The sequence below is a fragment of the Streptomyces sp. NPDC028722 genome, from assembly GCF_040637655.1.
Taxonomy (GTDB): domain Bacteria; phylum Actinomycetota; class Actinomycetes; order Streptomycetales; family Streptomycetaceae; genus Streptomyces.
Window position 1 is genome coordinate 105,946 of the sequence record NZ_JBEZWU010000010.1, and the last position, 19,410, is coordinate 125,355.

The window sequence follows — 19,410 nt, forward strand, 5'->3', positions numbered from 1 at the left end:
GCCCGACGCACGGCCTGCACCGTCAAACCGGAAACGACACCGAACGTGATTCAGGAACGCGGGGTGAAGGTGATCGGCAATTTGTTCGCACCTGTGTTGCCGGAATCAGGCAGCCACTCAGCATCTTCCCCTACACGCAGATCGGTCATCCGCGTAGCCAACGCCGAGAGAGCCACATTGATGTCCGCCCTGGCGACGAAATGCCCCAAACAGTGATGCATGCCGCCACCGAACGCGAAATGAGGCGACCGCTCGGCGTCGAGGTCGATACGGTCCGGGTTGTCGAATTCGGCGGGATCGGTGGCCGACGAAAGGGTGAACAGGTGGACCGTTGTACCCTTTTCGATCGTGCGCTCCTTGTGATCGAACGTTTCTGCCGCTTCACGCGAGATCCATCGACCTATCGGATTGATGCGAAGCACTTCTTCGACCGCCTTGACAGAGTAGCGATCGGGGTCTGCAGCCAGCTTCTCCCACTGATCCGGCTGTTTGGAGAACGATGCAACAGCCAGAGCCAGCTGATTTCGAGTCGTGTCTATCCCTGCGAATATAAGCAGGATGATGAGATTGATCAGTTCCTGATCCGAAAGCTTGCCGGCATCCTCGTCCCTCGTCTCCACCAAAGTGCTCAGAATGTCGTTCTGAGGCGATTCCCTCCTGCTTCGAACCAGAGACTCCGCATACCGAGTAAGTTCGACAATAGCCTCGTCGATCTGTGCGATATTCTCTTCGATAGTGATTCCGAGACCGAGCCCGATCGTGGAGGCGAGCTCATGGATCTTCTTCCAGTCGTGCTCATCGATGCCCAGCATCATGCACAGGATCCTGGTGGCATAGGGTGCCGCAAAGCGACTGGCAAAGTCGGTTCGCCCATCTCCGATCCATTCGTCTATCAGGCTGTCCGCCAGGCTTCGAAACCGTGAATGCAACGGCTCTATCCGGCGCGGGGAGAACGCGGGATTGACCAGGCGTCGGATCCTATTGTGCTCATCACCCTCCAACACAAGCAGGGTCTTCCGCCACCAACTGTCGAAGTGCCCGTCGACTACTCCGTGTTGAGATGGCCATTTAGCTGACCCTTGCGTCAGACGAGGATTCTTCAGGAGGAAACTACTGTCCTCGTAAGACAGGACGGCAATGCCCCAGTCAGTTCGTGCGTACCAATGTGCAGCTCGGGCCTTCCGCATTTCTTCGGAGTCCATGCGAAAGTGCTTGTCACCGATGTCGAGGTGCAGAGGTGTGGATTGCTGCGCCATAGCGAACGACTCCCAATCGTGGAAACATCGTGCTGATCGAATCTTCTATCGATTGACGTTGCCTGCCCCCTCGAATCGGTGCGGCACGCGGATTCGGCCGGGGCAGGCAGACAGGAATCAATCGGCAGTCAACGGGCCGATACGGTAGAGGACCTCGTCGTGGTGACTGTCGGAGAAGAGGCTGCTGGGGAACAGCACGCGCGTCTCAACATGGGCCGAGTGCTTTTTGGCGAACTGCTTCAGCACCATAAGGATCGCCTTGTTCTCGGCGGAGACCGTGGCTTCGACATAGCGGGCACCATTGGCCACCTGCTGGTCGGCCGCGGCCTGGAAGAGCTTCACCCCGAGGAAAGGGATGCCGTGGCGCGGGTTGACGGCGGTCTGCCAGACGAAGTAGGTGTCGGGCTCGTCAGGGCGGCGGTAGCCGGTGAGGAAGCCGACGAGTTCGTCGTCCACGGTCGCAACCAGCGAACCGTCAGCGAAATCCCGGAACCAGAGCGTGTAGTAGTAGACGCTGTTGGAGTCCAGGCCGGGGGTGTTCTCGACCAGCTTCCACACGGCCGGACCGTCCTCGGGCACCGGTGCTCGGAAGACCGCCTGCTTCTTCGCGACGGTGCCCTGCTCCGCGCCGGCTGCGGGGGTGGTGATGCTCGTCATGGTCAGACCGCCTCGGTCTCTGTCAGCAAGGGGTGGACACCGTTCTCGTCGTGGTTCTCGCGGCTGCTCACCGGCGAGTCGAAGACGCACACGACGTCCTCGAAGGAGCGGACGATCATGGTGGGGTGGATCCTTTCTCCATCGGCGGTACCGGGTGCGGTCATGCCGTTTCGTAGACGGCACGTTGTGCGATGCGCAGCCCTCGGTCGAGTTCGTCGGTGGTGATGGTCAGTGCGGGCAGCAGCTTGACGACCTGGTCATGCACTCCGGACGTCTCGATGAGGAGTCCGAGTTCGAAAGCCCGGCGTGCGGCACGGCCGGCGTGCTGGGGATCGGAAAGCTCCAGACCCCAGACCATCCCGCGGCCGCGGTAGGCGGATCCGCTGTGGTGCGCGGCGGTGTCGCGCAGCGCGGCTTCGATGGTCTGGGCATGCGCCAGGGTCTGCTGCTTGAGCTTGTCGTCGGCCCAGTAGGCATTGAGGGCGGCGGCGGCGGTGACGAAGGCGGGGTTGTTGCCGCGGAACGTGCCGTTGTGCTCGCCCGGCTCCCAGATGTCCAGTTCCGGTCGGAACAGGCATAAGGACATAGGCAGTCCGTACCCGCTGATGGATTTGGAGACGGTGACGATGTCCGGGGTGATGCCGGCCTCTTCGAAGGAGAAGAATGCTCCGGTGCGGCCGCAGCCCATCTGGATGTCGTCGACGATCAGCAGCATGTCGTGCTGCTGACAGAGCTGGGCGAGGGCACGTAGCCACTGCGGGCGAGCCACGTTGATGCCACCCTCGCCCTGGATCGTCTCCACGATCACCGCGGCCGGCTGGTCCAGCCCGGATCCGTGGTCCCCGAGCAACTGCTCGAACCACAGGAAGTCGGGTGTCTTCCCGTCCATATAGTGGTCGAAGGGCATGGGAGTGGTGTGCACGAGCGGGACGCCGGCGCCGGCCCGTTTGAAGGCGTTGCCGGTCACTGCCAGGGAGCCCAGCGACATACCGTGGAAGGCGTTGGTGAAGGAGACGACCGTCTCGCGCCCCTTGACCTTGCGCGCCAGCTTGAGGGCGGCTTCGACGGCGTTGGTGCCCGTCGGGCCCGGGAACATGACCTTGTAGGGCAGTTCCCGCGGGCGCAGGATCATGTTCTGGAAGAACTCGAGGAACGCGCGCTTGGCCGTGGTCGACATGTCCAGGCCGTGAGTGACGCCGTCGCGCTCCAGGTAGTCGAGCAGGGCGCGCTTCAACACCGGGTTGTTGTGGCCGTAGTTGAGGGATCCGGCGCCGGCGAAGAAGTCCAGGTACTCGTGCCCGTCCTCGTCGTACATCCGGCTGCCCTGCGCCCGGTCGAACACGGTGGGCCAGCTGCGGCAGTAGCTGCGTACCTCCGACTCCAGGGTCGTGAAGACGCTCAGGTCGGGCTGGATGATCGTCATGCCGAGGCCTGCTCGAGCTGTGTGGCGAGTACGAAGTCGGTGAAGGTGTCCACCGAGATGAAGTCGTCCGCCTCCAGGTCCTCCGGGTCGACGACCAGGCCGATGGAGTCCTCCAGGGCCATCAGCATCTCGAGCATGGTGGTGGAGTCCAGGTGCAGGTCGTCGAAGAGCTTCACGTCGCCGGTGAGGCCGGTGACGGGGCGCTCCAGGACGTCGGTGAGGGCGTTCTCGAGGGCGGTGACAACGTTCTGGCGATCCATGGTCATGTCCTTGCTTCTGGTGGATTTGCCGGGGTCGGGTGCGAGGGAGGATCAGTGGGCGGGGCGGGCCTACAGGGCCTGGGCGGTGACCGAGGCGGCCGGGGTCCGCTCGATCAGAGCGGCCAGCTTCTTGCGGTCGACCTTGCCGTTGCCGTTGGTCGGCAGGGCGTCGAGGCGGACGCAGCGCCGCGGGATCTTGAAGGGCTCGATGTGGTCGCGCATGCCCTCGCGCACCTCGTCCGCGGTGATGTCGGCGACCACCGCGAGGAGCGCGGTCCGCTTGCCCTCGGGCGGCAGTACGGCGGCCGAGGTCACCCCGTCGACGCGGGTCGCGGCGGCTTCCACCTCGGTGGCGCTGAGACGGAATCCCCGCTCCTTGTACAGGTCGTCCCGGCGGCCGGAGAAGTAGAGGTAGCCCTCCTCGTCCAGCCGGCCGTAGTCGCCGGTGCGCAGCTCGGGGAACAGTCCCTGCGTGCGGGGGAAACGCTCGGCGGTCAACTGGGGGCGTTTCCAGTAGCCCGCCATGACGTTCGGGCCTCGCACGACGAACTGGCCGATCTGTCCGGGAGGCAGCCGGTTCCCGTCGTCGTCGATGACGAAGACCTCGGTGCCCGGCAGCGGCAGTCCGCAGGATCCCGGATGGTCGAGGTCTCCGTCCGGTGGCATGATCGCCGTGCGCTTGCACTCCGTGAGTCCATACATGACCTGGATCCGCAGGTGGGGCAGTGCGGCCCGCAGCCCGGACATGGTGGCTTCGGACAAGGCCGCTCCGGTGTTGGTCAGCAGCCGCAGCCGGCTCGGTCCTCCGTTGCTGCGGCGTAGCAGCCAGGCGAGCCGGTCGGCGATGGAGGGCACGGCGGGCAGCACGGTCGCCCCCGCCTCCTCCAGGCTGCGCAGCAACGGGGGACCTGCCTCGGCGACCGTGCCCAGGTGTAGTCGGGCGCCGCTCAGGGCCGCGAGGTAGACCTGGTAGAGGCCGTAGTCGAAGGAGAGCGGCAGCGGGCAGTACACGACGTCGTCGCCGCGATACTCCAGACACTCCTGAATCGCGGAGACGGCGAAGATCACCTGCTGGTGGGTGCTGACCACGGCCTTGGGCAGCGAGGTGGTACCCGAGGTGTAGATCAGGCTGACGGGGTCCACGGTCAAGGCGTTCTGGCCCGTGGGAGCGAGTGAACCATCGGTGTCCGCGTCGAGCGCGGCCCGGACGAGCTCGTCGAGCCCGAGGAATCGCACATCGTGCTCGGCGGCCGTCTGCCCTGCAACGGGGTCGTCGGAAACCAGCAGCTTCGGTTCGCAGTCTCGCAGCACATGTTCCAGTGGCCCGCCGCGTACCTGTTCGTGCAGCACGCTGAAGACGGCGCCCAGGCGGGAGGCCGCGTAGACCAGCACGGCGATGCCGATCCCGTCGGCTGCGGTGACAACGATCCGGTCGCCGCGCCGCAGTCCTTCGCGTTGCAGGAACGCGGCCATCCTGGTGCTGGCAGCGGCGAGTTCTCCGTAGGTCAAGCTGCGGTTCCGCGAGCTCAATGCGGCAGATCGGGGGCTGCGGTCAGCGGCCGTGTCCAGGAGTTCGTGCAGCAGCTGCGCCGTGCGCGCCATCAGCTCTCCTCGGCAACGGGATTGAGGGCGGTCGCCGTGTCCGTCCTGCGGTAGGGGACGACAGTGGTGGCGGTGGCGGTGCACACGAGCTGGGGCACGTCGAGGACCGTGGCGGCGCTCTCGCCCGCTCCTGGGCGGGCGCTGAGGACTTTGTGTGCCTGGAGTTCCACCACCCGGCGCAGCCTGGTCTGTCGTACCAGCCGGCCGCGTGCCTCGATGTAGTCGCCTGGCTTCACGGGTGCGGCGAAGCGGACGTCGCTGTACTGGGCCAGCAGCCCCTCGTCGCCGTCCGTGCGGATGGTGATTTCGGTGACCAGATCGCCGAACAGTCGCAGAATGCGGGCGCCGTCCACCAGGTCACCCCCGTAATGGGCCTCGTCCTGGCCGATTCGCACGCGGAGGAAAGCTGTGGTCTCCGGGGCTTGTTCACCACGGGCACTCTGCTGGACGGGGGCGGTCGTATGGATGCTCGGCGGCGACACGGCGTCAGGCTCCTTCGATTCTGTGGATTCTGTTCTTCCGTTTTCGGCTGCCGCACCGGAGGTCCAGGGGAGGCCGATGGCGACTGCGGCTACGACGTTCTGTTTGTGGCTGATGGACACTGAGACCGAGGAAGGGCTCAATTGGGCGGCTCGCCCTTGGAAGTGGACGACGGGGGCACCGTGCGGTGTGTGCTCCACGCATATCTCCCGCGGCGCCACGCCCTGGAGGAAGCCAATTCCCAGGACCTTGAGGATGGCCTCCTTGGCGGCGAACCGGCCGGCCAGGAACTCCAGGCGCCGATCAACGCCGAGGGTCTCGGCGTGGGCCAGTTCCTCCGGGGCGAAGCTGAAGCGCAAGAACCAGGGTCGCTCGACCAGGCGGCGGAGTTCTGAGCAGTCGAGGACATCCACCCCGACCCGGGCTGCCTGACTTGCTGCGTCGTTCATCCGGAGGCTGTGCGGAAATCGACGAGGTGCTGCTTGGCCAGCAGATCTTCCGTGGTGTCGCGTTCCCGGACCAGATGGGCCCGGCCGCCATGCACCAACACCTCGGCCGGGAAGCCGTGGCTGAGGAAGAGCCCGGGTGAGGCGGTAGGCCCGTAGGCCCCGGACCGCTCCACTGCCAGCAGATCCCCCGGCCGCACTTCCGGCAGCTGGACCTTCTTGGCGATCACGTCGTTGGGCGTGCACAGCGGCCCGGTCACGCTGTAGGGCCGCAGCGCTCCAGCGGCCCGGTTCCCCAGGTGGCGGATCGGGAAGTTGCGCTTGACGAAGCTCCCGACACCGACGGCGGCCATGTGGTGGTTGGTGCCACCATCGGCGACCACGAAGCTCTCCCCCATGGAGTCCTTCACATAGCGGGCCCGGACGATGTATGTGCCGGCCGTGGCCGTCAGGAACCGGCCCAGCTCCATGATCATCCGGCAGTGCGGGTTGCGCGCGGAGAAGGGGGAGAGAACTTCCGCCAGTCCGGTTCCCAGCGCGGCGAGGTCCAGGTCCTCCTCGTTGTCGAAGTAGGCGACGCCGAGCCCGCCGCCGAAGTCCACCGTTTCCAGGGGGAAGCCGAGCCGTCCGGCCAGCTCCTCCGCGGTGGCGAGGATCTGCCGGGTGTTGTGGACGACGTCTTCATGGTTCAGAAACCGTGTCCCCATGTAGGCGTGCACCCCCTTCACCCGGATGTTGCGCAGGGCTGCGAGCCGGTGCTTGGAGTCACGCAGTTCGGCTTCGTCGATGCCGAACTGTCGGGGCTTACCCCCCATGGCCAGTCCGGACCCCTTGCTGCCGAAGGCAGGGTTCACTCGCAAGAGCACCGGGAACTCGTCACGGCCGGCCCTTGCCAGCAGCGAGTCCAGCAGGTCGAGTTCGTCCAGCGATTCGCAGACGATCGCGTGGATTCCGGCTTCGATACACGCGGTGAGTTCCCGTTCGTCCTTTCCGGGGCCGAGAAAGATGATGTCCTGGGGGGCGACCCCGGCTCGTAAACTGGTGACCAGTTCGGCGTAGGAGGAGACTTCGGCACCGGTACCCAACGAGTTCAGCAGTGCACAAACGCTCACGTTCGGGTTGGCTTTGAGCGAATAGAAGACATCGACACTGGCGGGGAGCACGCCGCGCAGCTTGCGATACGTGCCCTCCAGAATGTCCGCGTCGTAGACGAACAGCGGGGTGCCGAACTCCTCGGCGAGTGCCGTCATCGTATGTCCCTGGAGGTGGACCTTCGAGGTAGCCATACAATCACTGCCATCCGCCATCATCGAGCCAGCGGCTTACGGTCCGCTGCTCTGCGAGTGAGCTGCCTGGGGTGGATATTCGCTCTTTCATCGCTCGCCTCTCTCGCTGGTTCGTTGTCCAGCGATCACGATTCTGCGAGCTTTCGCGCGGCGAAGGAAGAAGTGACGGGTGGACTGAATCGGTCCTGACCTATTCAGGCCCTACTAGGACTTGGTATCCACCCAATGAGATGCCGGCGATCGCTACATTCCCCGTGCAGACTGAATCAAACTGATTAAAAAGGCTGGTTTCCCACGTTGGCCGACAGGCGTCTGAGCAGCTGACTTGGCCCGAGACCGACCGGCATCGCGGCTGCCGTTCGTGCTCGTCCCGCAAGCGCTGGTGGATCGTGGTCACCGTCACCGCAGTCAGCAGGCTCTCCATATCCGGGCGTTCGTGATGGTGCTGCCGTGCTCGCACCACATGTTCGTTCACCCCGTCCTCCACCTGCACCAACACGCCTAGGCGCGGCGCACGTTGCCGCGTTCCGCTTCTTCGGCGGGGCCTCACGCCGGCTGGTGCCGGACAAGAGGTGTGGCGGGGCCGCTCCGATGGGGGTCTTCGCAGCCCTGGAGGCGGAGACGCTGCCGCTACCGCCCACCCCGTTGGTGTTGGCCCGCTGGTCGACCGCGACAGTCGGCCCGGACCTCCACAGCGAAGGATGGCCGCGTCCTCTACTCGGCGCCCACTACAGCGGGAAGCACAAGACCCATGGCCAGTTGCTTCTCGCGCTCACCGACGAGAGGGGCAACCTGATCCGGACCTCCTCGGCGAGGGACGGCCGGTTCAGCGAGGTCACCGCTGCTCGCCGCGACAGGCACCGCGCGCCTCCGCGAGGTCGGCCACGGCACCCTGGCCGACCTCGGCCTCGTCGGCCTGGACGCGACCCGCCCGACGACGACCCGGTGAGCGTTACCGGTCGCAGGGCCGCCCGGAACCACAGGCTCACCCACGCAGAGAAGGAAGCGAACCGCCTGCTGAGCCGCGAACGCGCCGCCGTCGAGAGCACGGCTTCGCCGACCTCAGACCTGACGCATGATCACCATGGTCTGCGTGAACGCCCGCTACGCAACCGCCCTCCTGCGGGCCCTCCTCGTCCTCGCGAACGCCGAAGTCATTCCAACTCGTAGAAGAGGAGAGGCGCTTCAGCGCGTCGCAGGCACCACTCAGCCAGCTGCGGGCACACAGCGGCAGCGCTCACCCAGATTTGCTCCGCGGTCGTCTCGGCCTCGTCCAGGGAGGCGACGCGGAGGAAGAGACCGATGACAGGGTGAGGCCGTGCCTGGGGATGCACGCTGACGTGTTCGAGAACGTCCGGTGCGGTGGCTTCGAGCATCTGCCTGATCTCAGCAGGCAGGGAGGCATCGCCTGAGGGGGCAATAGCGAGATGGACGAGGTACATGAGGCAACTGTCCTATTCGAATTGTCAATCCCTCCGGCTGCTTGTCGACCAGCGACCGTACGGACCATCAAGGCCGGATGAGTCCCCTCGCGACCGCGTGCACACCAGCCTGGAAGCGGCTTCGCGCGCCAAGGTGGTCCATGAGTTTCGTGGCAATGCGGCGTGCCGTGCGAGCCGACACACCCAACCGCGCCGCGACGGATTCGTCGGTGTGCCCCAGAGATAACAGCCGCAGCACTTCCGTCTGCTGGGGACTCATCCTCTGCGCATCCGCGGGTAAGGGGGTCGCACCCATCGGCTGGGCGGACTGCCAGACGCTCTCGAAGAGGGCGTACAGCGATGAGACTACTCCTGCCGTCTGTATGACCACTGCCCCGGCGGCGGTGTCATCGCAGTCAGCGGCGACGACGGCGATCCTGCGGTCGCAGATGATCATGCGGTTCGGTAACGAGGGGACGGTACGTATTCGCCCGCCGAGCGCGGCCAGCCAATCCGCGTGCGCCATCGTGGCAGGATCGTTGCGGGCGCTGTCCAGATACACTGTGCGCATCCGCACGCTGCGCTCCAGCAGGTCCTCGGCGAGCGGCCGCGAGCTGCGTACATTGGCTGCTGTCTGGGCTCCGCCCGGAGCGAATGTCAACAGCTCGTCCTGAACCCTGTCGTACAAAGTCGCCAGGTAGTCGCGGACGCAGTCGACCCCCTTGAGGCGCTGCACCTCGTCTTTGTCCTGGGTGAACTCTGATTTGAGTTGTACGGCGGCAGCCTGAGCCTCTTGCACACGTTGTTGTTGCGCGGCGAGCTCGGCTCGTTGCCTTGCGAGTAAGATGTCTGCGGCCAGGTGCGGGTCGACTGCGTGGAAGTTCTGGGGGTCTTCGGAGGAACACCGCACCAGAGCCAGTTCGCTGAGAGTGTCGAGTGCTGTCAGTACCGCCTGCTCAGGCATCTGGAGGCGGCGCATCAGATCGGCCACACCGTCGTGCGGGTGCGCCAGCATCTCGCGGTAGACCACCTCGGCCGTGGCGTCCATTCCCAGAACATCGAACATGCGATTCCACCTCTTAAACAGCGTGCGATAGCAAGACTACGGAGCGCGGCAGTCCGAACACTACGAAGAGTGCCGCCACGAATTCACAAGAACCAGCGATCGCGAACCGCACCGAGGTGTAGGTGGCGGCCGTGTCGCGGGCCACTCCGGCCAGCAGTGCCGCCGGCCCGGCGCCGACTTGGTGGACAGCATCAACCGAGCCGAAGACGATCGTGCTGTCCTCGCCGTACGAGTCGCGGCGTACAAGGGATGGCGGTCAGCCGGCAAGGCTTGAGTTTTTACGCTTGTTGGCGAGGAAGCGTGCCTTTTTCTCACGATTCCCACACGTATTCATGTCGCACCATCTTCGGGTGCAGCCCCGGCTGGTGTCGAAGAACGCGGCTCGGCACGTTGGTGAGGCGCACAAGGAAATTTTTCCTTCTCGTTCTCCGGCAAGGAGACTGATCGCATCGGCGGCGATCACACTGAGCGCATCTTCTACAGACGCAGAACTCAGCAGCCACTCCCGGCTGCCCTCGGCCGTCACGATTGCCGAGGCCAGACCGTGAGTACTGCAGTCATTGATGACTTGGACAGCTGAAGAGGGAAGCGGATCCTGGTTTGCGACGGCGGTGGCAGCTGCGTGGATTGATTCCCGTAGTTCCCGAGCGCGGTCGAGCTGCGACTGGGTGCAGGAGTCGACCGCGAGCCCATTGATTGCCAACCAGTCCACGAGCCGGGATGGCACAGGAATGCGCTCCAGTGCCTCGCCGCAACGCTCCGACAGGGTCGCCGTGAAGCTGGTCGCTAGCACCTTGCCCAGACGGAACTCAGGAAAATAGACGACAGCCATCGAACCAGCTTAGCTGGTTACTTTCTGAAGCGCAAGCATGACAGAAAACATCCGCAGATGGTTCTACGTCGACTCGGAAATCTCATGGCACCCTCCAAGGTGAGCATTGGGTACCCGGCCGCCGGCTGCGGCAACCCAGCGCGGAGTGATGGCTACCAGGACTGAGGAGTTCCCGCGCACACCAGGGTGCTCACTCTGCTCAGCGTCACCCGCGAGGGTGACTGCCGCTACAAGCTCCTGCCCCACCAACGTGCTCTCGTCGGCCTGATGCGTCCTGCGCCGACACGACAGCTTGCCCGGCGGGCCGGGAGGACCCCCATCGGAGCGGCCCCGTGGCCCCGGCGAGCGGGCGGCATGGCCGCCGGCCTGCAACGTTCAGTCTCAAACCACTTGGCACGGGGAATATCGCGATCGCCGACAACTCAATGGTCGGATGCCAAATCCGACTGCGGGCCTGAATAGGCCAGGACCGATTCAGGCCACCTGTCGCTTCTTCCTTCGCCGCGCGGAGGTCCGTAGGATCATGATCGCTGGGGAAAAAACCAGCGAAACAGACGAGCGGCGAAAGAGCAGGGAATCATGAAGATCTTTGTTGACAGGATCAAGTGCGAGAACCATGGGCAGTGCGCAATTTCGGCTCCGACCAACTTTGAGCTCGACCCCAATGGGGAGCTTCAGTACCAGGAGTCGTTCGATGAAGAAAATGCCGACGACATCGAGGATGCTATCGACTCTTGCCCCCTCCAAGCAATCTTTTTGAAATCGTGATGCCGCCAATGACTGACGGAGAGCCACGTATCGGAATAGTCGGTTCCGGTATAGCGGGATTGCGAGCGGCCAACGCGATACTTAAATGCAAGGTTGACGCCAGGATCGTCATTTTCGGAGACGAGACTCACCGTACGTACAATCGGCCGGGTCTGACAAAGAAACGGTATCCAGTATCGGATGCCCTTGAAATGACTATCGCCGAAGATCTGAAGGTGAACGGCGCCGAGAATAACGCTCTAACCTGGCGTCTCGGCACTAAAATCGAAACCGCGGACCTGCGTAACAGGGTTCTGCGTTTGAGTACAGGTGAAACATTCGAATACGATCGTCTAGTGATTGCTGCGGGTGTACGCCCGCGCACCTCGGCCGAGGGCAACAGGGAGTGTGCGTTTCACACGCATAGGACCCTGCGCGATCTAGGCGATGCACAATATATGCATAATCAACTCCAGACAAGCGAGAAGGTGACGATAGTTGGCGCCGGATTCGTTGCTTGCGAGCTTGCTTCGCTAGCCAAAGATTACGGCTGTGAAGTTCTTATGCTCGAAGCGCTACGATGCGGGCCATTCGAGAGTGTTTTGGGTAAGCGGATATCAATTGCGCTTGGGCGTTGGGTCGTTCAAAATGGTGTCACGTTCCTGACAGGCGATTCCGCAAGGGAACTGCTTTGCGATCGTACTGTCGTGTCCGCAAGAGATGTGAGCGCTTCAGAAGCGTCCAATCTTGAGTCTCCATCAGATCGATCTCTTTTTGTTGAAGCGATCGGAAGTGTTCCCAATGTCGAATGGCTGCGCGGGAACGGTCTAGATTTGTCTGATGGGGTGCGCGTCGATGAACACATGCGCGTGTCTCAGTGTGAGGACGTGTTCGCGGCCGGGGATATTGCTCGTTACCCTGACCCGTGGATGGCGGGGAACCACACGCGTATGGAATTCTGGAAGAATGCGATCGACACCGGTGATCTTGCGGGTAGGTCTTTGGCGTCATCTTTGGGTTATGATGCAAAAATTTCCCAGATCGGATACTTCCCCAGCATAGCTACTGAAGTATTCGGACTGCGTATCCAGGTTGCCGGCAACCCGAAGATATCAGATTCTATGGAGATTATCTGTGGGGATCTGGATCAGCTGGACCACGGAGTGCTCGTTGCGTTCCTCCGGGAGGGCGTAACAGTCGGGGCTGCCTATATGGACAAAGGTGCTCGGCTCAACAGTACCTATATAGCGCTTTTGAAGTCGTTGAAAGCGCGCTAAGAACTGCCCCGTAACCGCAGATCATCTCCGGCAGGAGACCGCCTGCGGCGGTCAGCCGAGTGATCACGGCGGCGGAGCCCTCCCGGATAGCTCCGTTCACCGGGCTGAGCCCGCGCAGTTCGACGAGCTGATCACCGCGCTGCGGCGCCAGAGCGTCGACCGGGTCCGCAAGGGGCGGCCCTGGCGCCTGCCGCTGGAGGACCGGGTGCTTCTGATCGCCGCGTACTGGCGGACCGACAACCCTGCGCCAACTCGCCCCGTTGTTCGGGGTGTCCAAGTCCACCCGGCCTCGTCGTCACCGTCGGCCGGCCATTGCCCGGCAATCGATGCAGCCAATGCGGTGGCGTCCGACGGCGACACGTGGGCCACTCGTCGGACTCGCCGGCCGTGCCCGGGTTCACCCGGGACGTGTCCGGACCCAGCCACTACGGGACCGGTGCTTCGGAGGGCCCACCCCCATGGCCCGGTCCGGGTTCACCTCAGCTGCCGAGCCAGGCGAGGGCGGCCACCGTCAGGGCGCTGACGCCGGTGTCCAGGGTCGGCTGCACGACGGGGGCGAAGGCGGGGCTGTGGTTGACCGGGACGTCCTGGGCGATGGTGCCCTTCTTGGCGGCCTCGGCGTACAGCTCGGCGTCGATGCCGCCGATGCCCCAATAGGTGAACGGCGCGCCGAACGCCTGGGGGATCTCGCTCATGTCCTCGCTGGCGGTCTGGAGGTCGATGGTGTGCGCGTCGTCGCCGAAGTGGGCCGCGAACGCCTCGGCGACGCGCCGGGTCGTTTCCTCGTCGTTGACGGTGGGCGGGAAGGCGGCCGTTCGCTCGATCTCGGGTGCCCGCGGCGACCCGGACGCCTCGCTCTCGGTCCGGACGATGCGCTCGACCGCCGTCAGGACCTGGCTGCGCGTGGCAGCGTCGTAGGTGCGGATGTTGAGCTCGATGACGGCGCTGTCGGGGATGACGTTGGGGCCGGTGCCGGCGTGGATGCTGCCTACGGTGACGACGGCGGGGGTGATGGCGGCGAGTTCCCGGGAGACGATGGTCTGTAGACGCACGACGATCATGGCGGCCATCACCACGGGGTCGACCGCGGCCTGGGGCATGGAGCCGTGGGCTCCTCGGCCGTGGACGGTGATGCGCAGGCTGTCCGCGGCCGACAGGAAGGACCCCGGACGGGTGCCCACGTAGCCGGCCGGATAGGGCAGGACGTGCTGGGCGAGTACCACGTCAGGCTGGGGCGCCCTTGCCGTGAGACCGTCGTCGATCATGGCGCGGGCGCCGTCGCCGTTCTCCTCCGAGGGCTGGAAGAGCGCCACGAAGGTACCGCGCCAGGCGTCCTTGGCCTGACTCATCAGCTGTGCGCAGCCGAGCAGGGCGGTCACGTGCACATCGTGTCCGCAGGCGTGCATGACCGGCTGCTCGGCGCCGTCCGGACCGGTCAGGGTCACGGTGGAGGCGTAGGGCAGACCGGTCTGCTCGCGTACCGGGAGGGCGTCCATGTCCGCACGGGCCATGACGGTAGGTCCGTCGCCGTTGGCCAGCACGCCGGTGACGCCCGTGCCGCCGATGCCGTCGGTGACCTCGTAACCGAGATCCCGCAGGGCGTCGGACACCTTCTTCGCCGTGCGGTGCTCCCGCAGGCCGAGTTCGGGATGCCTGTGCAGATCCCGGTAGAGGTCCTCGAGATCGGAGCGGATACCGGCGAGGCCGGACAGCACTGCGTGGTTCCGGTCGGTCACGACGTCTCCTTGCGCGGGCGGGGCTGCTCTTCCTTCCCGTTCCGGGCGGCGGTGCCGGTGCCGTGCAGCAGCGTCGCGGCCGTCACGGACCGGGGTTGCCAGTCCAGGCTGTTCGGCAGGTTCCAGCCGAGCCGCACGGCAGTGAGCCGGAAGGCCAGGGCCAGGGTGATGCCCAGGACGGCGCCGATCGCCGGTACGCCGAGGTACACGCAGATCACCGTGACTCCGGCGACCGCGAGGGCCACGGTGGCGTACAGACCGTTGCCCCCGAAGACAGCCGGCACCCGGCCGAGGACGACATCGCGCAGGGCGCCGCCGCCGACGGCGGTCACGGTGCCCAGGAGGACCGCCGGAAGCCACCCCAGCCCCACGGCGAGCGTCTTGTTGACCCCGGTGACCGCCCACAACCCGAGGACGGCGGCGTCGAGGACGGTGAAGAGCCGCGTCCAGGACGCCTCACTGATCTTGATGAGAAAGACCACCACGGAACCGGCGATGGCGGTCGACAGGTAGGCGTAGTCCGTCAGCGCGACCGGTGTGCCGTGCTGGAGCAGCACGTCCCTGATCATGCCTCCGCCCAGACCGGAGATGATGCCCACCACCAGGAACCCGAACAGGTCCAGGCCGGCCGTGCGGGCCACAGCGCCCCCCAGCAGTGCGCACGAGAAGACACCGGCAAGGTCGAGGTAGCGCGTCGCGAGCGTGAGTCCGGCGGGGATCAGGGAAGCCGACATCACGCACGCGGTGGACACGATGACGAGCCTAGTGACTCGGCGTCTCCTCGGCACCACGTGGGCGGCCCGGGGTGGTGCATGGCGAAGGGCCGCAGCGAGCCGTTCCGGGAGTCCGGCATGACCGACCGCTGCCGCCTTCACCGTGTCGACGCTCGCTGTGCGCCCGGCTGGCCGTCACCGACCCGCGGCTCGGCATCTTCGTGGCGCCCGCCCTGCTGATCGGCGTCGGATTCGCCACTCAGCGCCTCTGCCGTTGCCCCAGCAGGTTTGAGAGTGGCTGGGATCGGTCCTCGTGCATGGACAGCAAGGTCACGATCGCTGCGAGGGCTCCAGCCGCGCCGAGCGTGTGTCCGATCGCTGGCTTGATCGCGGTCACCGCCGGGTGCGGGCCAAGCACCTCGGCGATGGCCCGGACCTCCGCGTAGTCACCGGCCGGAGTGCCGCTGGCGTGTGCCGCGTCTGCTGGAGACGGGCCGGCCGCCGCAAGTGCGCGACGGATGGCGCGGGCTTGTTCGGACCCCACAGGGGTCGTCAGGTGGTGGCCGGTGCTGGTGATGCCCTGCCCGGCGAGAATGCCCAGGACACGGGCGCCGCGGGCGCGTGCGTGGTCGGCGCGTTCCAGAACCGGAGCGGCTGCGCCCTCGGCGAGCACGAAGCCGCAGCGGTGGGCGGCGAACGGGCGGCCGGCGCCGGCCGGGTCGTCGTTGCCTCGGGCCGGAACTCCGCTCCGATCGAAACCGCTGCTCGACAGAGGTCTGATACAGGTGTCCGCGCCGGCCACGACCACGTCCGCACGGCCCCGAGCGACCATGTCTGCCGCCGTGGCGAGTGCCTCGGCGCCGGCGGCGCACGCGCCGACCGGGGAGTGCATACCAGCGCGTGCGCGCACGTCCGGTGAGACGGCCGTGGCTGGGCTGCTGGGCAGCGTCATGGGAGGACGGCGCGTGGTCGCGCTGAGGATCTCCCCCGCACCAGGCTCGGCCTGGCACCTACCCGTCCTCGCCGGCGAGCGCGGCCGCCAGGACGGGTCCGATCTGGGTCAACGCCACGGGGCGCATCATCCGGAGATGGGTGGTGGCGATCTCGTGGGTCGTGATGCGGCCGCCGATGTGCGGGCGCCAGTCGTCGGCCAGTGCGCTCGGTCCAGCCGTGTACAGCAGCAGATCGCCGCCGAACCGCCCGGGGGTGAAGCGGTCACGGAGCCGGCTGCTGTACCGGACGGTGGCGGTCATCCGGGCGATCGTCTCCTCGGGCAGGCTGGCATCGCCGATCACCTCCGCGACTGCCTCTTCGAGCGTGTCGTCGGCAAGGCCCTCCGCCTGCGTGCCGTCGGTCTCTGCGGCCGTCGGCGACACGTCCAGAACGGCCAGCAACTCCACCTGTTGCCCTTCCCGCTCGAGTCGGACCGCGATTTCGTGGGCGACCAGACCACCGAACGACCAGCCGAGCAACCGGTACGGTCCCCTCGGTTGCACCGTACGGATGCGGCGCAGGTAGTCCGCCGCCAGCTCCTCGATGGTCTCGGGCAGGGCGGAGTCACCGGCCACGCTGGGTGCCTGTAGTCCGTACAGCGGCGTCTCCGGATCGAGGTGGTGCAGCAGGCCGGCGTACGACCAGCTCATCCCGCTGGACGGATGCATGCAGAACAGCGGTGGCTGACTGCCGTGCCCGCGCAGTTCGAGCAGTACGTCATGGGCCCCGCCCCCAGTGGTGTGACCCGCGACCAGCCGCGCGAGCGCGGCCGGTGTCGGTGCCTCGAACACGGCGCTGACTCCCAGCTCCACCCCCAGCGCGGACCGCACCCGGTTCACCAGGCTCATCGCCACCAGCGAGTGCCCGCCGAGGTCGAAGAAGCCGTCATCGGGGCCGACTTCGTCAAGACCGAGCACGTCGGCGAACAGCGTGCACAGCACCGCCTCCGCCGGCGAGCGGGGGCGACTGGCCGACACCTCGAACACCGGTGCGGGAAGCGCCCGCCGGTCGACCTTGCCGGTGGGTGACAGCGGGAACTCCGCGGAGACCATGACCACCGCCGGCACCATGTGGGCGGGAAGGTGCCGGGAGGTGAACTCCCGCGCGGCGACGCCCAGCTGTGACGGGTTCACCGAGCCGTCCGGCCTGCCCGGCGTGACATGCCCGACCAGGCACCGCTCGCCCCGGCCGTTCGTGCCGGCGACGACCACGGCGTCCGCCACGCCAGGGCACCGGGCCAGCACCGACTCGACCTCGCCCAGCTCGATCCGGAACCCCCTGATCTTCACCTGGTCGTCCATCCGCCCCGAGTACTCCAGACCCCAGCGCCCCCAGCGCACGAGGTCGCCGGTCCGGTACAGCCGCTCGCCGACACCACCGAACGGATCCGGCACGAACCGGTCGGCCGTCAACCCGCCACGGCCCCAGTAGCCCCATGCCACGCCCACGCCACCCACGTACAGCTCACCCACCACACCGGGCGGTACCAGGTTCAGCCTGTCGTCCAGGACGTAGCAGCGAACGCCGGGCAGTGGCCGGCCGACCAGGCCCGCCGCGGCCGTCCGGTCGGGGTCGAGGGCGGTGAAGGTGACATGCACGGTGGTCTCGGTGATGCCGTACATGTTCACCAGCTCGGGCTTGCCCGGTCCGTGCCGCTCGTACCACTCCTCCAGCCTCGCCAGGTCGAGCGCCTCACCGCCGAAGACCAGGTAGCGCAGAGCCAGCTGGCTGGAGGTGACCGGGTCCTCGGCATCGGCTCGTGCCAGTTCGTAGAACGCCGACGGGGTCTGGTTGAGGACGGTGACCCGCCGGTCGGCCAGCAGCCGCAGGAAGTCCGGCGCGGACCGGGCGGTGTCGACCGGGACCACCACGAGCGTGCCACCGTGGAGGAGCGCGCCCCACAGCTCCCAGACCGAGAAGTCGAACGCGTAGGAGTGGAACAGCGTCCAGACGTCGTCCGGGCCGAAGTCGAACACGTCGCGGGCGGCGGTGAACAACGCCATGACGTTGGCGTGCGCGACCACGACTCCCTTCGGCCGGCCCGTCGACCCGGAGGTGTAGATCATGTAGGCGGCGTCGCCGGGGTCCCGCACGACCTGCGGGGCGCCGTCAGGGGTGTCCGCGAGCCGGGCCGCCACGACCGGGTCGTCCAGCAGCAGCCGGTTTCCGGACCGGAGCACCTCCGACGTGCCGACGACCACGACCGGGTGCGCGTCCTGCACCATCCACGCGACACGTTCCGCGGGGTAGCTCGGATCCAGCGGCAGGTAGGCCGCGCCGGTCTTCAGCACGGCGAGCAGTGCCACCGGCAGGTCCAGGGACCTCGGCAGGCACACCCCGACGAACACGCCGGGGCGGGCGCCGGACCCGGCCAGCAGGTGGGCCAGCCGGTTCGCCCGGCTGTCGAGTTCCCGATAGGACAGTGAGCGTTCACCGCACACCACCGCGACGGCGTCCGGTCGTCGGCGCGCCTGCTCCTCGAACAGGTCGATCAGGTTCGCAGTCGTCATCGAAGGCACTCCCTTTTGCTCGGCGCCACATCGGAAGAAGCACTGAGGCGGACCCAGGTGGCCTCCGCCCGGCCGAACTCGGCGCCGTCCGGACCGAACAGCGCGCTGACCACCCGCGCGGTCCGTCCGGCGGTCGCGATGTGCTGGGCCACGACGATCGCGGGCCGGCCGGACGCAGGGAGCGCGTGGACGCGCGCGGACATCCTGCCGAGCACGTAAGGAGAGCCGCTCTGGTCGAGGGTCCAGCCGCCGGGACAGTCCAGCACGGCCCACACGGTGTCGAGGTCCGGGTCACCGGTGGGGACCCAGGTGCACGCGACGACACCCGGAAGACCGTCCACACCCCCGGGAGTCAGGTGCAGGGCAGCCGGGTCGGTCCTGGCGGTCCCACACACCAGGCACTCGGGGAAGGGGTGTGCCGCCGCACCCGCGAAGAACGCGCTCGCCCGTTCCGCGGCGGAGAAGGTGACGAACGGCGCCACTGCCGGCTGGTCGTGCGCCGCGGTGGAAACGGTTGCGACGAGTTCGTCCTCGTGCCAGACGAGCGCTCGTCCGCGATGCGCGCGGACGGCCAGTTCGGTGTCGAGCGGTGGGGCCGCGTGCAACTGGACCACCGCGGCCGGCCCGACCACGTCGACGGCTGTCCTGGCGAACATCCCGCACGCGTATCCACCGTTCGCGCTGCCGGGTGGGCCGTTGTGGGTC

General features: G+C 66.4%; 17 protein-coding genes and 2 pseudogenes. 3 read left to right on the forward strand and 16 right to left on the reverse strand.

The genetic code is table 11. The annotated features are described in order from the left end of the window. Positions 1-50 precede the first annotated feature (50 nt). The 11 genes and pseudogenes from AB0F03_RS18095 to AB0F03_RS18145 form a co-directional block, all read right to left on the reverse strand. Positions 51-1,256, reverse strand: coding sequence for a cytochrome P450 (locus AB0F03_RS18095; protein WP_361992473.1), 1,206 nt, complete (start codon positions 1,254-1,256; stop codon positions 51-53). Between the two features lie 117 nt (positions 1,257-1,373). After that, entirely contained in the window at positions 1,374-1,919 is a 546-nt protein-coding gene (gene ectA, locus AB0F03_RS18100; RefSeq protein ID WP_361992815.1) for a diaminobutyrate acetyltransferase, read from the reverse strand. Beyond that, positions 1,916-2,005 (reverse strand): annotated as a pseudogene (gene ectC / locus AB0F03_RS18105) (L-ectoine synthase); the annotation flags it as partial. The gene ectA and the pseudogene ectC, both read right to left, overlap by 4 nt. A 68-nt stretch (positions 2,006-2,073) precedes the next feature. After that, positions 2,074-3,336, reverse strand: a complete 1,263-nt coding sequence (ectB, locus tag AB0F03_RS18110; RefSeq protein WP_361992477.1) for a diaminobutyrate--2-oxoglutarate transaminase — start codon at positions 3,334-3,336, stop codon at positions 2,074-2,076. Next, the gene (locus AB0F03_RS18115) at positions 3,333-3,596 is read right to left on the reverse strand and encodes a phosphopantetheine-binding protein (RefSeq protein ID WP_361992480.1); all 264 of its coding nucleotides are present in this window, start codon (positions 3,594-3,596) and stop codon (positions 3,333-3,335) included. Before AB0F03_RS18115 ends, ectB begins: the two co-directional genes overlap by 4 nt. Positions 3,597-3,665: 69 nt before the next feature. Next, on the reverse strand, positions 3,666-5,198 hold the full coding sequence (locus AB0F03_RS18120) for a class I adenylate-forming enzyme family protein (RefSeq protein WP_361992483.1): 1,533 nt from the start codon (positions 5,196-5,198) through the stop codon (positions 3,666-3,668). Further along, complete coding sequence (locus AB0F03_RS18125; RefSeq protein ID WP_361992485.1) at positions 5,198-6,127, reverse strand: 4'-phosphopantetheinyl transferase superfamily protein; 930 nt, start codon at positions 6,125-6,127, stop codon at positions 5,198-5,200. The genes AB0F03_RS18120 and AB0F03_RS18125 overlap by 1 nt, the downstream gene beginning before the upstream one ends. Then, positions 6,124-7,374, reverse strand: a complete 1,251-nt coding sequence (locus AB0F03_RS18130) for a diaminopimelate decarboxylase (protein ID WP_361992488.1) — start codon at positions 7,372-7,374, stop codon at positions 6,124-6,126. Before AB0F03_RS18130 ends, AB0F03_RS18125 begins: the two co-directional genes overlap by 4 nt. A gap of 1,190 nt (positions 7,375-8,564) precedes the next feature. Further along, a complete protein-coding gene (locus AB0F03_RS18135) occupies positions 8,565-8,852 on the reverse strand; it encodes a hypothetical protein (RefSeq protein ID WP_361992491.1) in 288 nt (95 codons plus the stop codon). Positions 8,853-8,919: 67 nt separating this feature from the next. Continuing rightward, positions 8,920-9,897 (reverse strand): LuxR C-terminal-related transcriptional regulator, encoded by a 978-nt coding sequence (locus AB0F03_RS18140; RefSeq protein ID WP_361992494.1) that lies wholly within the window; start codon positions 9,895-9,897, stop codon positions 8,920-8,922. Between the two features lie 256 nt (positions 9,898-10,153). Beyond that, positions 10,154-10,729, reverse strand: a complete 576-nt coding sequence (locus tag AB0F03_RS18145) for a CGNR zinc finger domain-containing protein (RefSeq protein WP_361992497.1) — start codon at positions 10,727-10,729, stop codon at positions 10,154-10,156. 579 nt (positions 10,730-11,308) lie between these two features. Between AB0F03_RS18145 and AB0F03_RS18150 the strand changes: the two genes are divergently transcribed. The 3 genes and pseudogenes from AB0F03_RS18150 to AB0F03_RS18160 all read left to right on the forward strand — a co-directional run. After that, entirely contained in the window at positions 11,309-11,497 is a 189-nt protein-coding gene (locus tag AB0F03_RS18150) for a ferredoxin (RefSeq protein ID WP_361992499.1), read from the forward strand. Positions 11,498-11,505: 8 nt separating this feature from the next. Then, positions 11,506-12,753 carry an FAD/NAD(P)-binding oxidoreductase gene (locus AB0F03_RS18155; protein WP_361992502.1) on the forward strand — a complete coding sequence of 416 codons (1,248 nt, stop codon included), beginning with the start codon at positions 11,506-11,508 and terminating at the stop codon, positions 12,751-12,753. Between the two features lie 23 nt (positions 12,754-12,776). Then, positions 12,777-13,034, forward strand: a pseudogene (locus AB0F03_RS18160) (transposase family protein); the annotation flags it as partial. A gap of 198 nt (positions 13,035-13,232) precedes the next feature. On the opposite strand, the gene AB0F03_RS18165 reads toward AB0F03_RS18160, so the two are convergent. The 5 genes from AB0F03_RS18165 to AB0F03_RS18185 form a co-directional block, all read right to left on the reverse strand. Beyond that, positions 13,233-14,489: a M20 family metallopeptidase gene (locus AB0F03_RS18165; protein ID WP_361992505.1), complete on the reverse strand. Its 1,257-nt coding sequence runs from the start codon at positions 14,487-14,489 to the stop codon at positions 13,233-13,235. Continuing rightward, positions 14,486-15,241, reverse strand: a complete 756-nt coding sequence (locus tag AB0F03_RS18170; RefSeq protein ID WP_361992508.1) for a trimeric intracellular cation channel family protein — start codon at positions 15,239-15,241, stop codon at positions 14,486-14,488. Before AB0F03_RS18170 ends, AB0F03_RS18165 begins: the two co-directional genes overlap by 4 nt. Positions 15,242-15,461: 220 nt before the next feature. Continuing rightward, the gene (locus tag AB0F03_RS18175; RefSeq protein WP_361992511.1) at positions 15,462-16,154 is read right to left on the reverse strand and encodes a beta-ketoacyl synthase N-terminal-like domain-containing protein; all 693 of its coding nucleotides are present in this window, start codon (positions 16,152-16,154) and stop codon (positions 15,462-15,464) included. Positions 16,155-16,212: 58 nt separating this feature from the next. Then, positions 16,213-18,705, reverse strand: a complete 2,493-nt coding sequence (locus AB0F03_RS18180; RefSeq protein ID WP_361992514.1) for an amino acid adenylation domain-containing protein — start codon at positions 18,703-18,705, stop codon at positions 16,213-16,215. After that, positions 18,702-19,361 carry a hypothetical protein gene (locus AB0F03_RS18185; protein WP_361992517.1) on the reverse strand — a complete coding sequence of 220 codons (660 nt, stop codon included), beginning with the start codon at positions 19,359-19,361 and terminating at the stop codon, positions 18,702-18,704. Before AB0F03_RS18185 ends, AB0F03_RS18180 begins: the two co-directional genes overlap by 4 nt. Positions 19,362-19,410: the final 49 nt, after the last annotated feature.